The organism is Blautia sp. MCC283 (assembly GCF_018785565.1).
Lineage (GTDB): Bacteria > Bacillota > Clostridia > Lachnospirales > Lachnospiraceae > Blautia_A.
Genome location: NZ_WQQB01000015.1, coordinates 174,556 through 187,937, shown reverse-complemented (window position 1 = coordinate 187,937; position 13,382 = coordinate 174,556). Strand labels below are relative to the sequence as shown.

General features: G+C 38.1%; 18 protein-coding genes and 2 pseudogenes. 17 read left to right on the top strand and 3 right to left on the bottom strand.

What is annotated here, in order from left to right; genetic code table 11:
• Window positions 1–255: 255 nt before the first annotated feature.
• Window positions 256–735, top strand: a complete 480-nt coding sequence (locus tag GPK81_RS05145) for a hypothetical protein (protein ID WP_215706648.1) — start codon at window positions 256–258, stop codon at window positions 733–735.
• Here GPK81_RS05145 and GPK81_RS05140 read toward each other — a convergent pair.
• Window positions 705–1,421 carry a replication initiator protein A gene (locus tag GPK81_RS05140; protein ID WP_215706647.1) on the bottom strand — a complete coding sequence of 239 codons (717 nt, stop codon included), beginning with the start codon at window positions 1,419–1,421 and terminating at the stop codon, window positions 705–707. The two genes, GPK81_RS05145 and GPK81_RS05140, sit on opposite strands and share 31 nt — an antisense overlap.
• 18 nt (window positions 1,422–1,439) lie before the next feature.
• On the bottom strand, window positions 1,440–1,823 hold the full coding sequence (locus GPK81_RS05135) for an adenylate cyclase (protein ID WP_215706646.1): 384 nt from the start codon (window positions 1,821–1,823) through the stop codon (window positions 1,440–1,442).
• Between the two features lie 228 nt (window positions 1,824–2,051).
• Here GPK81_RS05135 and GPK81_RS05130 point away from each other — a divergent pair, with 228 nt between their 5' ends.
• The 12 genes from GPK81_RS05130 (at window position 2,052) to GPK81_RS05075 (ending at window position 11,691) form a co-directional block, all read left to right on the top strand.
• Window positions 2,052–2,951, top strand: a complete 900-nt coding sequence (locus GPK81_RS05130; RefSeq protein WP_330627564.1) for a LysR family transcriptional regulator — start codon at window positions 2,052–2,054, stop codon at window positions 2,949–2,951.
• Between the two features lie 114 nt (window positions 2,952–3,065).
• The gene (locus GPK81_RS05125) at window positions 3,066–3,344 is read left to right on the top strand and encodes a hypothetical protein (protein ID WP_215706645.1); all 279 of its coding nucleotides are present in this window, start codon (window positions 3,066–3,068) and stop codon (window positions 3,342–3,344) included.
• Window positions 3,345–3,347: 3 nt separating this feature from the next.
• Entirely contained in the window at window positions 3,348–4,040 is a 693-nt protein-coding gene (locus GPK81_RS05120; RefSeq protein WP_215706644.1) for a DUF4405 domain-containing protein, read from the top strand.
• A gap of 17 nt (window positions 4,041–4,057) precedes the next feature.
• Window positions 4,058–4,984, top strand: a complete 927-nt coding sequence (locus GPK81_RS05115) for a prolyl oligopeptidase family serine peptidase (RefSeq protein WP_215706643.1) — start codon at window positions 4,058–4,060, stop codon at window positions 4,982–4,984.
• Window positions 4,985–5,101: 117 nt separating this feature from the next.
• Window positions 5,102–5,989, top strand: coding sequence for an aldo/keto reductase (locus tag GPK81_RS05110; protein WP_015528535.1), 888 nt, complete (start codon window positions 5,102–5,104; stop codon window positions 5,987–5,989).
• A gap of 18 nt (window positions 5,990–6,007) precedes the next feature.
• Entirely contained in the window at window positions 6,008–6,640 is a 633-nt protein-coding gene (locus GPK81_RS05105; protein WP_006427000.1) for a flavodoxin family protein, read from the top strand.
• Between the two features lie 45 nt (window positions 6,641–6,685).
• Complete coding sequence (locus tag GPK81_RS05100) at window positions 6,686–7,372, top strand: flavodoxin (RefSeq protein WP_215706642.1); 687 nt, start codon at window positions 6,686–6,688, stop codon at window positions 7,370–7,372.
• 30 nt (window positions 7,373–7,402) lie between these two features.
• Window positions 7,403–8,593, top strand: a complete 1,191-nt coding sequence (locus tag GPK81_RS05095) for an iron-containing alcohol dehydrogenase (RefSeq protein WP_118170658.1) — start codon at window positions 7,403–7,405, stop codon at window positions 8,591–8,593.
• Window positions 8,594–8,699: 106 nt separating this feature from the next.
• A complete protein-coding gene (locus GPK81_RS05090; protein WP_015528537.1) occupies window positions 8,700–9,701 on the top strand; it encodes an aldo/keto reductase in 1,002 nt (333 codons plus the stop codon).
• 128 nt (window positions 9,702–9,829) lie between these two features.
• Window positions 9,830–10,333, top strand: coding sequence for a flavodoxin (locus GPK81_RS05085; protein ID WP_215706641.1), 504 nt, complete (start codon window positions 9,830–9,832; stop codon window positions 10,331–10,333).
• A 20-nt stretch (window positions 10,334–10,353) separates the two neighbouring features.
• Window positions 10,354–10,908: a flavin reductase family protein gene (locus tag GPK81_RS05080; RefSeq protein WP_006426948.1), complete on the top strand. Its 555-nt coding sequence runs from the start codon at window positions 10,354–10,356 to the stop codon at window positions 10,906–10,908.
• A gap of 15 nt (window positions 10,909–10,923) precedes the next feature.
• A complete protein-coding gene (locus GPK81_RS05075) occupies window positions 10,924–11,691 on the top strand; it encodes a carboxymuconolactone decarboxylase family protein (protein WP_118170666.1) in 768 nt (255 codons plus the stop codon).
• 62 nt (window positions 11,692–11,753) lie between these two features.
• Here GPK81_RS05075 and GPK81_RS05070 read toward each other — a convergent pair.
• Window positions 11,754–12,170, bottom strand: a pseudogene (locus GPK81_RS05070) (tetratricopeptide repeat protein); the annotation flags it as partial.
• On the opposite strand from GPK81_RS05070, the gene GPK81_RS05065 reads away from it, so the two are divergent.
• The 4 genes and pseudogenes from GPK81_RS05065 to GPK81_RS05055 form a co-directional block, all read left to right on the top strand.
• Complete coding sequence (locus GPK81_RS05065) at window positions 12,154–12,651, top strand: ATP-binding cassette domain-containing protein (protein WP_118170669.1); 498 nt, start codon at window positions 12,154–12,156, stop codon at window positions 12,649–12,651. The pseudogene GPK81_RS05070 and the gene GPK81_RS05065 overlap by 17 nt on opposite strands.
• Window positions 12,652–12,656: 5 nt before the next feature.
• Window positions 12,657–12,848, top strand: coding sequence for a hypothetical protein (locus GPK81_RS18665; RefSeq protein WP_243006149.1), 192 nt, complete (start codon window positions 12,657–12,659; stop codon window positions 12,846–12,848).
• A 3-nt stretch (window positions 12,849–12,851) separates the two neighbouring features.
• Window positions 12,852–13,070, top strand: coding sequence for a winged helix-turn-helix domain-containing protein (locus GPK81_RS18660; protein WP_294408985.1), 219 nt, complete (start codon window positions 12,852–12,854; stop codon window positions 13,068–13,070).
• A gap of 116 nt (window positions 13,071–13,186) precedes the next feature.
• Window positions 13,187–13,372 (top strand): annotated as a pseudogene (locus tag GPK81_RS05055) (MmcQ/YjbR family DNA-binding protein); the annotation flags it as partial.
• Window positions 13,373–13,382 lie beyond the last annotated feature (10 nt).

Genomic DNA, 13,382 nt, shown 5'->3' with positions numbered 1-13,382 from the left:
TTGCCGGATGAAAATGCATTAATTTTGTAAGAGAAATCAGGAAAAATAGTCAGGTAGCGATTATTCTTCTTACTGTAAATAACATGGAAGTATGCTAATGAACATACGGATGATTATAAGACGGTATTACAAGGGATTACACCATTACCTGATAAGGACATACAGATATTTGCAAGAGCACATGCCACTATTTACGCTCTTATAAAAGAATGTGTTAAGGAGTTAGAGATTTCAAATCCTAAGATTGCGAAGGCATTGGACCCATATAGTAAATATAGACCTATAACTGCACCAGCAGGAGTACCATTCTTAGCTGAAAAGGAATATGAAAAAGCTGCGGAAGCATTTCGAGAATCTAAACTATACAAAAAACTGATTAATTCATCGATTAATGCTCTCGTGGAAGAACTTAAACCTGAGGACATACATACTATGTTTATGGTTTTCGAGAAGGAGATAGTGGCGTGTCCTTTAGATGTAGTGCCAGAAAGTATTAAACCACTAGAAAAATGTTTGGTAACAAAATTTGAAAAAATAGAAGAAATATTACTGGCTGAAACATTGATGATTTTTGCTCTTCAAAAATCATTGGAAAATGCTTGTAGTCTGTTGTATACAGCTTTAATTGGAGATGATTTACGCGTATTTAATAATGACAACATATTTAGCATTGATAAAAATTATAGTAATTTCTGTAAATCTTGTCATAGTGTTTCGTATTCCTCACTTTCGTAATTTCTTTGCCGGGAAGCAGGATGATCCTGTCTTGCCCAACTGATGATGGTAGCTGCATGGTTCTGATATTGCTTTCCGGTAGAAGCCATATAACCGGATAAGCGTTCAATATAATCCTTCCAGTCAGGGATTGTCTGCCGGATATCTTCAAGCTCTTTTTCTGACAGAAAAACATTTTGAAATTTTCCATAGGGTGAGAGTGGCTCCTTACTCCCTCTTTTTTCTAAATTGTTCTTTTTTATCTCTTTCTTATTACCAGACAGTTTTCTGTCTGTATCAGGGAAAGAATCCTGTCTGTCAATAGGACAGTTTTCTGTCTGTCTTAGGGAAAGAAATCTGTCTGTATAGTGGATGGTTTCTTTTGGGAGTTTTACATAAATCCGATTGGGCTGTCCGGGTCCCTGCCGTTTTCGGAAGATAAGCTCCTGTTTTTCCAGTACTGCCAGAGCAGTTTTAACCGTCATCTGGCTTTTATGGAGAACTTCTGCCAGTGCTTCAATTGTAAAGTAAATGAACACATGACCATTGATATCTGACCAGCCCTCATTTTTCTGGGAAAGCCTTGCCCGGTCGAGCAGGATAATATAAAGCATTTTGGCAGTTCCGTTTATTTCCATGTCCAGAAGAAAACGGGGAAACATCATATAAGATGGCAGGTTAGTGTCTGCTGTCAGAAAGTCCGTCATGTGTTCACCTCCAATCAGTTATTCGCCAAGAAAATCCCAGTCTACATCACTATCTGGCAGTGAATTTTCAGGTGCTGGAAAGGACGCCCTGATTTGGGGCTCCCTTTGCACCATGCCTGCAGTCAGTCCGGAAAGAAAAAGTGGCAATGCCTGTTTCAGACTGTTTTCCACTGCATCTACAATCTGTTTCACAAAAAGTTCTTCCCGTTCTCTTGTTTCCAGATAAGGATCAGTCTGTGTGCGGTAGTAGCGGTCAAAATAATCCACCAGTGCAAGAGAGATTACCTGACTGTAAGATTTAAAATCCTGCCTGTCCATCGTCTGTAAATATTCCCAGGCTCTTCGCTGCTGTTCTTTGTTCAGATTAAAGCGCAGGTTTGTGTTGCGGATATTGTTCTGCATGGTTTATCCCCTCCTTTTTTCGTATTGATTGATTCAGCAGGTCGTACCGGTGTGGTACTGCTTTGCTGTGAGATAAGCATACGAAAATCGGAGGAAAAAGGCATTGAGGGGAAATTGAGCTGGAATTGAGAAAAAGATGCAATATTTTTTGAGTTGAAGTATAATATCAAGTGTTAAGCCAATAGAAATAAAAAACGTTATTACTAACGTGTATATAAGAACAAAGGAATGAATTACATGATGTATAATCCACAACTTGATACATTTATCTGCGTTGTCGAAGCTGGAAGTTTTAGTAAAGCGGCAGAAGAATTATATATAAGTGCACCTGCGGTTATTAAACAGATAAATTCTTTGGAAAACAGCTTAAATTTGCAATTATTTGAAAGAACACACAGAGGTATTATTATTACGGAAGCTGGTAAATCGCTCTATCAGGATGCAAAATATCTGATTCAATATTCAAAAGAATCGTTGATACGGGCGCAGGAAGCAATGAATCATAATGAAGAAATCATTCGTGTTGGAATATCTCCGATGACGCCACCGGAAGTTTTTGTGGAACTTTGGCCTAAGATACAGAAAATATATCCGGAGATGAAGTTTAAATTGATTACATTTGAAAATACACCAGAGAATGCAAGAGAGATACTGGCTAATATGGGAAAGAATATTGATGTGATAGCTGGAATCTTTGATGAAACAATGCTTGAACTCAGAGGCTGTGATGGTACTGAGATTTCAAGAGAACCATTTTGTGTGGCGGTATCAATTCATCACAGGCTGGCAAAAAAAGAAAAAATTACACTTGATGATCTGGCTGGAGAAAATCTTATGCTCATGCGAAGAGGATGGAGTTATTATGGCGATATGCTAAGGGATGATATGATGAAAAATCATCCTGAAATCAATATTGTAGACTTTAATCTGTACAATGTAGAAGCATTTAACCGATGCGAAAACAATAATGAGGTATTACTGGCATTCAAGAGCTGGGAAAGTGTTCATCCACTGATCAGAATCATTCCAGTAGAGTGGGATTATACTATGCCGTTTGGAATTCTTCATTCGAAAAAACCGTCCATTAAGGTTAAGCGGCTGATAAATGCTATTAACAAGGTAAAATAAAAATTGAATACATGCGAGTAGAAACCTAAAGGTTAATACTGAATAACAAAACGAGACTTCTAATGGAGTCTCGTTTTGTTATACTTTAGCTGAAGTGAAAATGGAGGATACTATATGCAGATAAAGAGGATAGCTCTTGGAGGAATCATCATGACTGTTATCATGTTCACGCCAACCTATGCCTGTGTCGGAACAAGTGACGGAATTGCATCATACAGAAGTATGGAAAATTATATTTCCCAGATACAACAAAATGGCCCAAATACAAAAATAGAAGTATTTAAAGGCCTTTCTCATGGATTTGGATTGGGAGAGAGGACTGTAGCAGAAGGTTGGATTGATCATGCGATATCTTTCTGGGAAGACAATATGAACGCTTCAGATGAGAGGTAGAATATGAAAAATAAACGATTTACAGTAAAAATATTGATAGATATAGGAATGACGATATGTTTGCTTCTTCTTATGCCATATAGTCTCCTCAGCGAGACTGCACATGAGTGGATTGGTATGGCGATGATTATGCTTTTTATCGCACATCACATGCTGAATCGTAAATGGCTGTTATCTATAGGAAAAGGAAAATATAACGCATTCAGAGTTATTCAGACCGTACTGGTTATCATCATGTTTATTCTGATGATGGGTTCTATGATAAGTGGAATATTGTTATCTAATTATATATTCAAATGGATAAAGATTTCTGGAACATATGTGACAGCCAGACAGATACATATGTTTTGTGCATACTGGGGACTGGTGGTGATGTCATTACATCTCGGATTTCATTGGAATATAGCGGTAGCAATGGTAGGACGATTATGGGAACATTTATCCGTCATCAGAACATGGGCAGCAAGATCTGTCGCAACCACAATTGCAGGTTATGGTTTATATGCATTTTACAGGAGACAGATAGGAGATTATCTGATTATGAGGATGCATTTTGTATTTTATGATTATGAAAAGGGGATCTTTCCTTTTCTGCTGGATTATCTGGCAGTAATGATATTGATTGCATTTATTGGATATTATGGTGGATTGTTTTTAAAGAAAACAGGTAAGAAAAAACGAAAAGGTTCATACTGAAAGAAGGCGGTGTATTTATGGAAAAGCGAAAATTAGTATTTACAATTATTGGAGTTGTTATTTTAGCAATGGTAATCATGGTATATATCTACTTTTCAAAACCTGGCAGGGATGAAAAGAAGAATCAACAAACAATAAACCAGGTACAGACCGTACAGCAGAAGACAGATGAGAAAAAAGAAAATACAGAAAAAAATACATCCGGAGATGAATTGGAAAATGTTACGCCGGGAAGCGAAGAATACCGGGGCTTCCTCCTGGATAATGTTCTTCATTCTCCAAATGAAGGGGACATTCATTACAATGTATATATTCCGGATGCATACGACGGGACAAAGGAATATGCACTATATGTAACATTACCCGGATATCAGGGATTATATTTTCAGGGCGTGGGAGAAAATATCCGGACAGAAGATTTTGGATTTGAAGCACAGAAGTATATTACCGATATGATTATTGTAGCTCCACAGTTAAATGACTGGGGACAGACATCAGCAGATCTGACAATTGAACTGACACAGTATTTTCTGACGCATTATATTATTAATCCATCGAAAGTATATATTAATGGTTATTCCGGAGGAGGAGAAACCCTGTCACTGGTATTGGCAAAGCAGCCGGAATTATATACAGCGGCACTTATGTGCAGCTCTCAGTGGGATAGTGCATATGAGCCGGTTGGGGAGATGAAAACGCCGGTATATTTTGTGATTGGCGAAAGCGACGAATACTATGGATCAGAACCTTTTAAAGAGGCATACCAGCAGATACATGAGCTTTACAAAGAACAGGGATTATCGGAATCAGAGATTGATAAACTGGTGGTACTGGATGTAAAAGATAAAGATTACTTTGAAGGAACACCGGTCACTTATCAGCATGGCGGTGGCTATCTGTTTTGTCGTGACAAAGAAATTATGGGATGGCTGTTCGATCAGTAAGAACCAGAATAAACCGAAAGGTTAAGACTGAAAAACTTATCGAAACTTCTCAAAGGAATCTATCAGTATTATAGTATGAATGTAAGATGAATGAAAGAAAACAAGGAGGATACGACAATGGAATATATTTCATTAAATAATGGTGTAAAAATGCCAATACTGGGATATGGCGTATATCAGGTAACAAAAGAGGAATGTGAAAGATGTGTGCTTGATGCTTTAAAAGTTGGATACCGGGCGATTGATACAGCACAGAGTTATTTTAATGAGGAAGAGGTTGGGAATGCAATCCAAAAGTCAGGCATTCCAAGAGAAGAAATCTTCCTTACAACAAAGGTGTGGGTTGAACATTATGGATATGAAGAAGCAAAGAAATCAGTTCTTGAATCCATGAAAAAGTTAAAGACAGATTATCTGGATCTGGTATTGCTTCACCAGCCATTTTCAGATGCTTACGGTGCTTACCATGCATTGGAAGATCTGTACGATGAGGGAAAAATCAGAGCAATCGGAATTTCCAACTTTTATGTAGACAGAATGGTTGATTTTGCATCCTTCAACCGCATTAAACCTATGGTAAATCAGGTGGAAACCCACATCTTCAATCAGCAGAAAGAGATGAAGGAATGGGCAGACAAATATGATATCCGGTTAGAAGCATGGGCACCATTCGGTGAGGGCAGAGGAGGCACCTTTGAGAATCCTGTCATCGCAGAGATTGCAGAAAAATATCAGAAGACTCCGGCACAGGTTATGCTTCGCTGGCATATTCAGAGAGGGGTAGTGGTTATTCCGAAATCAACACACATTGAGAGAATGGAAGAAAACTTTAATGTTTTTGATTTCACACTTTCTGATGAAGATATGAAGACTATTGCAGAACTGGACAAGAAGACAAGCTCCTTCTTCTCGCATCAGGATCCGAATATGGTGGAATGGTTCGTGAAGATGGTTGAGGAAAGAAAAAAGAATAATGACAGTTCAAAAGAAAAAAAGAACTGGTAAGCATAAGAGGAAAAATCAATGAAAGTATTACTTGTCAATGGCAGTCCACACAAAAATGGCTGTACTTATACAGCTCTTTGTGAAGTATCCAGTGCATTAAATGAAAATGGCATAAGTACAGATATTTTTTGGATTGGAAACAAGCCGATTTCAGGATGTATTGCCTGCAGAAAATGTCAGGAAAAAAATAAATGCATCCTGGATGATATCGTGAATGAATTTCTGGAAATAGCAGGGGATTATGACGGATTCGTATTTGGAACTCCGGTACACTGGGGTGGTGCAGGCGGTGCAATCACATCCTTTATGGACAGAGTCTTTTATGCCGATTTAAACGGTGGCGGCGACAGATTCCGCCTGAAACCTGCCGCTGTGGTAATTTCAGCAAGAAGGGCCGGAACAACGGCCACATGGGATCAGGTAAATAAATATTTTGGTCTGATGCAGATGCCGATTATCACATCGAGATATTGGAATATGGTACATGGGACGAATCCGGATGAAGTAAAACAGGATCTCGAAGGAATGCAGGTTATGCAGATCCTTGGAAACAATATGGCATATTTCATTAACTGTAAAAATGTTGCGACAAAAATGGGAATTGAAATGCCAAAGGCACCGGATTTTGTATTTACCAATTTCATCCGATAGAAATTAGCGTGACAAACATTTTATACGACAGGAGGTGACCTTAGAATGAAAACAAAGAAAATAGCAGCAGTACTCTTAACATGCATTGCGGCAATTGGTTTGATGGCAGGATGTGGAGCAAGCAATACCAACCAGTCTGTTTCTAATAATGACAGCCAGTCTACAAGTACAAACCAGTCTGGAAATGAAGAAGCGGATACAAATTCCGAAAACACTACAGATACAACAGAAAATACATCAACAGGAAATGGAAAAACATTGGTTGTATATTATTCAGCTTCAGGAAATACAAAAGATGTTGCTGAAAAGATAGCAAAAATTACAGAGGCAGATCTGTTTGAAATAGAGCCTGTGGAGCCATATACAGATGATGACCTTGACTGGACAGATGATGACAGCCGGGTGTCAAGAGAACATGATGATGAGAGCTTAAGAGATGTGGAACTGGTATCTACAACAGTTGATAACTGGGATTCATATGATACGGTATACATTGGCTATCCTATCTGGTGGGGAATTGCAGCATGGCCAGTAGATAACTTTGTAAAAGAGAATGACTTTACAGGAAAAACAGTCATCCCATTCTGTACAGCAGCGACCTCGGGAATCGGTGACAGCGGTAATCTTCTGGAAGAGATGACAGGAACAGGTGACTGGAAAGAAGGGGAACGATTCCATGGTGGAGCGTCTGAATCAGATATCAGTTCATGGATAGACAGTCTTGGATTATAAAAGAATATAAAAATATTTGGAGGAATCGTAGTGAGTTTTAATTTTTCAGTACCAACAAATGCATTATTCGGAGCAGGGAAACTTGGAGAATTACATACACAGATTAATACACCAATGGGAGCAGTACATGGCAGAAAGGCATTAGTTGTTATTTCCAATGGTAAATCTACTCGTACAAATGGATATTTAGACAGGCTTGAAAATGAATTAAAGCAAAGCAATGTAGAGTATGTGATTTTTGATAAAGTTGGCTCCAATCCGACAAAACCAGTTGTAGAAGAGGGCGGCAGATTTGCAAAAGAAAATGGGTGCGATTTTATCGTTGCTTTAGGTGGTGGAAGTGTTATGGATGCATCAAAAGCAATCGGTATTATGGCAACCAATGAGAGCGATGATCTGTGGGACTATGTAATGTTTGGAACAGGAAAGAAACAGTGGCCGCCAATGCCATCCCTTCCGATTGTTGCTATCACTACAACTGCCGGAACAGGATCAGAAACTGATGGAGGCGGTGTGATTACCAATCCGGAGACTCAGGAGAAAACAGGAGTATTCGGTACAGGTACGATGCCGGTTCTTGCAATTGTTGATCCAGAATTAATGACAAGTGTTCCGTCAGCATTCAAGGCTTATCAGGGATTTGATGCTTTATTCCACTCTACAGAAGGATATATTTCCGCAAATAGAAATGAATTCAGCAAAATGGTTGCAGCAGAGGCAATTAAGAATGTAAGCCGTAATCTTGTTACATCAATCCGTGAACCTGAAAATATTGAGGCAATGAGTAATGTAGCATTTGGAAGCTATCTGTCAGGTATTCAGATGACAGTTGGAACATGTGTCAGCGAACATCCTCTTGAGCATGCGCTTTCTGCGTATCATGAGAAACTTCCGCATGGTGCCGGTCTGATTATGATCTCAAAAGCATTTTATAGCTTTTTTATCAATAAACATGTCTGCGATGATCGTTTCATTGAAATGGCAAAACTGATGGGAATGGAAGATGCAAGTAAGCCAGAAGACTTTATTACTATGCTTGTAAAATTACAGGAAGATTGTAATGTGGCAGAACTGAAAATGTCTGATTACAGAATCACACCGGAAGAATTTCCTAAAATGGCAGAGAATGCAAGAGCTACACTTGGTATCAATTTTGAAAACGATATGTACAAGCTTACGAATGAAGATTGCGTTACAATTTATCAGGAATCTTATAAGTAAGACATAACCTTTAGGTTTAAACTGCCTAACAAAGAGAGACTTCTGTCCGGAGTCTCTTTTTCTTATACTTACAGTAAAGTTTGAAATATAGAAAAGGAAGATAAAGATGGAGATAAGAATTTTAGGAAGAGACTTAGAAGTATCAGAAATCGGATTTGGATGTATGGGAATGAGTCATGCATATGGAACTGTTTCAACACAGAAAGAAGCAGAAGAATTGATTGAAAAAGCGATCGATGAAGGCTGCACATTTTTTGATACGGCAGAGATATACGGAACAACAGAAGACCCTCATCACAATGAAAAACTGCTTGGGAAAGTGTTAAGGCCATATAGAAACAAAATTGTCCTTGCATCAAAGTGTGGGATACGTTTTGATGAAACTGCAACAACTGTAAATAAACCTTTGATTCCTGATGGACGACCGGAGACGATTAAAGCATCGATTGAGGGATCTTTAATGAGACTTAACACAGACCATCTTGATTTATATTATATTCATCGTATTGACATGACTGTACCGATTGAAGAGACGGCAGGAGCTATGAAGGAGTTAATGGAGCAGGGAAAAATCACACACTGGGGGTTATCAGAAGCCAGTGAAGAGATTATTCGACGTGCACATAAAGTATGCCCGGTTACAGCGATTCAGAACAGATATTCCATGATGTACAGGGATTATGAGAAATTATTCCCGGTGCTTGAAGAATTGAAAATAGGATTTGTTGCATTTTCGCCGCTTGCAAATGGATTACTGACAGCAGCATATCATTCCCATGGGGAATTTGAAAAGCCGGGAGATTATCGAAGCGCAATGCCACAGTTTACAGAAGAAGGATTAAAGGAAAATAATGAATTTATGTCCTGGATGAAAGTGATTGCAGAAGAAAAAAATGCCACGCCTGCACAGATTTCTCTTGCATGGATGCTTGCAAAGAAACCATATATCGTACCAATTCCGGGAACAAGAAAAGTAAATAGACTGGAAGAAAATATGGAATCAGCAGATATAAAGCTGACTCAGGATGAAGTAAAATCTATTGATGAGATGCTTGCCCATATGCCGATGTCGCAGGTGTTTGGAGGTTCAAAAATACAGAAGAAATAAAAGAGGTGAGCAATGAAAACAAGGAAAAAGATAACCATCGGGGTAATAGTGGCTTTCTTAGCGGTAGTCATGGTGGGTTATATCTATCTGTTTACAGGGGTTAAAATAAGTAAAGGAGAATAGAGATAATGAAGAAAATGTTAATTGTATATTATTCCTGGTCAAATGGAAACACGAAAAGAATTGCAGAGCAGCTGACTAATGGGACAGGTGCAGATATTGCGAGAATCGAAACAACAGAGCCATACAGCGGCAGTCATGAAGATGTGGTTGAACAGGGAAAAAGAGAGGTAGAGGCAGGCTTTATGCCTCAGATCAATCCGATATCTGTAAATCTTGCTGATTATGATGTGATTGCTATCGGAACTCCAACGTGGTGGTATACGATGGCACCTGCAGTGCTTACATTTTTGACAACAAATGATTTTACAGGAAAGACAGTGATTCCATTTACGACAAATGGTGGATGGCCGGGGCATGTTATAAAAGATATGGAGGAAAATTGCAAAGGAGCTGCCTTTGCACATGAAATGCAGATTCAGTTTGATTCCAAAGGAAAAGATCATCTGGAAACTTCAGAAGAGGTGATTACAGAATGGATTGGGCAGATAAATACTGATATAAACAAATAACCATAAGGAGAGATAAAACAATGAGAAAAAATTTTGGAGCAAAGCCATTTTTATATCCACAGCCGGTTATGATTCTGGGAACCTATGATGAAAATGGAAAGGCAAATGCAATGAACGCTGCATGGGGCGGAATTGTAGGTGCAAATGAGATTATTGTAGATTTGTCTGCCCATAAGACAACAGACAATATTATAAAAAATAAGGCTTTTACAGTAGGGGTGGCAGATCTTGAACATCTGGTTGCCTGCGATTATGTGGGAATTGTTTCTGCAAATAAAGAAGCAGATAAGATGAAAAAAGCAGGCTTTACTACAACGAAAGGTGAATTTGTAAATGCACCAATCATCAATGAACTTCCATTGACTCTTGAGTGTGAACTTGTAAAAGTCATTGATGGCAGCAAGTATCTTGCGGAAATTAAAAATGTAAGTGCAGATGAGAAATATCTCGGTGATGACGGAGAAATTGATCTTAGTAAGTTTACACCAATTACATATGATCCGGTACATCACGGATATTACAGACTTGGAGAACGTGTGGGAAATGCTTTTAAGGATGGAGCAAAGTTAAAATAAGGACAGGTGATTAAAGTGAAAAAAATTGTACAGACAGCAGGAAGAAACGCACTGAATGAATTTGCACCACAGTTTGCACATTTTAATGATGATGTTTTGTTTGGAGAAAACTGGAATAATCAGGATATTGATGTAAAGACAAGATGTATTATAACAGTCACAGCACTTATCGCTTCAGGAATGATTAATACATCTTTAGTACATCATTTTGAAAATGCAAAAGCTCATGGAGTGACTCAGAAAGAAATTGCAGCCGTGATTACCCATATAGCATTTTATGCAGGGTGGCCAAAAGGATGGGCGGCATTCAATCTTGCAAAAGATGTCTGGAGTATAGACGAAGGTGATCTTTCATATGAAGATGAAGCAATGAGAGCTCATGCTAAAAAGATGATATTCCCGATTGGAGAGCCAAATGATAAATTTGCACAATATTTTACAGGGAAAAGTTTTTTGGCTCCTGTGTCTACGTCACAGGTTGGAATTTTCAATGTGACTTTTGAACCTGGTTGCAGAAATAACTGGCATATTCATCATGCAAAAAGCGGAGGCGGACAGATTCTTATCTGCATTGCAGGACGTGGATACTATCAGGAAGAAGGAAAAGAAGCAGTAGAAATGAAACCCGGAGATTGTGTCAATATTCTGGCAGAAGTAAAACACTGGCATGGAGCAGCACCAGATGAATGGTTTTCACATCTGGCAATTGAAGTACCGGGAGAAAAAACATCATCCGAATGGTGTGAAATAGTAACGGATGAGATATATGGAAAACTGAAATAAGTACTTTCTCCCAAAAGTGGGAAAAAGAAATTTTACGGCGAACAATTATGTCCGCCGTAAAATTATGTCTGTTTTGTTAAAAAGTCTGATAGCTGTTGTCCAAGAAAGAAACCAACCTGTGGATATAACTCCTGGATTTCCTGATATTTTGCTTCAATCATTTCTGGTTCATCAGTCCAGATCTTTTCATATATTTTGAAAGCTCTTTTAAAATGTGTTTTGGCTTGCGGAAGATTGGCAGTCATTAGATAAATGGTTCCAAGGGTTTCCTGTACTTTGGCATAATCCAGACAGTGATCGGAATGGTATTCCTTGATGATGCCGGATAATTTTTGCAATTCGGAGATTCCTCTTTCGGGTTCCTGCTGTTCTGTCAGGAACATTGCATAATTGGCAATCTGAGGTATGCTGTCATTTATATGAAGCAGGTTAAATTGGTCAAGCAGAGAGATACTTTTTTCCATGTGTTCTCTTAAAAGTGGTGAAATAAGAACGGAAAATGCCACAGGAAATACGAGAAAACTATTTGCATATGTGCCGCAAGGAAATACTTTATTTTCCGGAACATTACGAGAGAATTTTTGTATGTTTACGGAAAAGGCAACAGATGAAGAAATTATGAAAGTTGCACAGATTGCCTGTATAGATGAGTTTATTCTGAATCTGAAGGAAGGACTGGATACACTAATCGGAGAGCGTGGAATGGGCTTATCGGAAGGACAGGCTCAGCGAATTGCGGTTGCAAGGGCATTATTGAGCGATGCACCTGTCTTATTGTTAGATGAGAGTACAAGTGCTTTAGATGAAAGAACAGAAGCAGAATTATTGAAAAATATACATTGCTTAAAAGATAAAACTTGTTTAATTGTGACGCATCGCAGGGCTGCACTTGATATTTGCAATCGGAGAATAGATATGGAGAATATAAATAAAAGAGGAAGTGATTATAAAATAAGGTAATGCATGTGAAGAAAATAGAAATTATTGAGAGAATTACAGATGCAAATGGGAGCGTAAGTGAAAATATATTAACCAGTTGGAATCATAAAAATTATTTTTTACCAGAAATAATAGATTTGGGTAGTTTAAAAATATATTGTCAAAAACGAATTGTCAGAAAAAATGATAAGGATATTCATCTTACGAAATATGAATAAGATATTTTATTATTATTGGCAAAAAGTCCGGGTAGAATATTTGGAAAAGAAATGCTTTATGATCTGGTTTGGAATGAACCATATTCTGGTGATTATAATGTGGTTATGCGACATATCTGTAACATTAGAGAAAAGATAGAAGATGATCCTGGAAAACCATTATATATACAAACGGTGCGGGGCGTAGGATATCGGTTTAATGGAAACTTAGGCAGTGAGTAAAGAAACTGCCTATCATGGCAAAGAATATAAAACACAAACAGAACGGTAAGAAGTGGTTGAGAATGCAAGAATGATAGCGTATAATCAAAGCCAGAAATCGTAAGTGAGGGCTAAAGTTGAAACGTGAAGAAATTTTTCAATATGTAAAAGAACAATATGGAACGGAACCAGAATATTTATGGAAAAAAGATCCTGATTCTGCGGTGCTTCGACATAAAAGTGGAAAATGGTATGCTATAATTATGGCAGTAGAAAAAGAAACACTGGGCTTGGAAGAAAAGGGAAAAATTGATATTCTGGATAAAGAGAGGT

Excerpts from the sequence above, each read along its gene's own strand:
- GPK81_RS05125 (WP_215706645.1), top strand. The coding sequence starts at position 3,066 with ATGCAGATAAAGAGGATAGCTCTTGGAGGAATCATCATGACTGTTATC.
- GPK81_RS05110 (WP_015528535.1), top strand. The coding sequence starts at position 5,102 with ATGGAATATATTTCATTAAATAATGGTGTAAAAATGCCAATACTGGGA.
- GPK81_RS05115 (WP_215706643.1), top strand. The coding sequence starts at position 4,058 with ATGGAAAAGCGAAAATTAGTATTTACAATTATTGGAGTTGTTATTTTA.
- GPK81_RS05085 (WP_215706641.1), top strand. The coding sequence starts at position 9,830 with ATGAAGAAAATGTTAATTGTATATTATTCCTGGTCAAATGGAAACACG.
- GPK81_RS05100 (WP_215706642.1), top strand. The coding sequence starts at position 6,686 with ATGAAAACAAAGAAAATAGCAGCAGTACTCTTAACATGCATTGCGGCA.
- GPK81_RS05120 (WP_215706644.1), top strand. The coding sequence starts at position 3,348 with ATGAAAAATAAACGATTTACAGTAAAAATATTGATAGATATAGGAATG.
- GPK81_RS05140 (WP_215706647.1), bottom strand. The coding sequence starts at position 1,421 with ATGACGGACTTTCTGACAGCAGACACTAACCTGCCATCTTATATGATG.
- GPK81_RS05080 (WP_006426948.1), top strand. The coding sequence starts at position 10,354 with ATGAGAAAAAATTTTGGAGCAAAGCCATTTTTATATCCACAGCCGGTT.
- GPK81_RS05135 (WP_215706646.1), bottom strand. The coding sequence starts at position 1,823 with ATGCAGAACAATATCCGCAACACAAACCTGCGCTTTAATCTGAACAAA.
- GPK81_RS05065 (WP_118170669.1), top strand. The coding sequence starts at position 12,154 with ATGTGTTCTCTTAAAAGTGGTGAAATAAGAACGGAAAATGCCACAGGA.
- GPK81_RS05130 (WP_330627564.1), top strand. The coding sequence starts at position 2,052 with ATGAATTACATGATGTATAATCCACAACTTGATACATTTATCTGCGTT.
- GPK81_RS05090 (WP_015528537.1), top strand. The coding sequence starts at position 8,700 with ATGGAGATAAGAATTTTAGGAAGAGACTTAGAAGTATCAGAAATCGGA.
- GPK81_RS05105 (WP_006427000.1), top strand. The coding sequence starts at position 6,008 with ATGAAAGTATTACTTGTCAATGGCAGTCCACACAAAAATGGCTGTACT.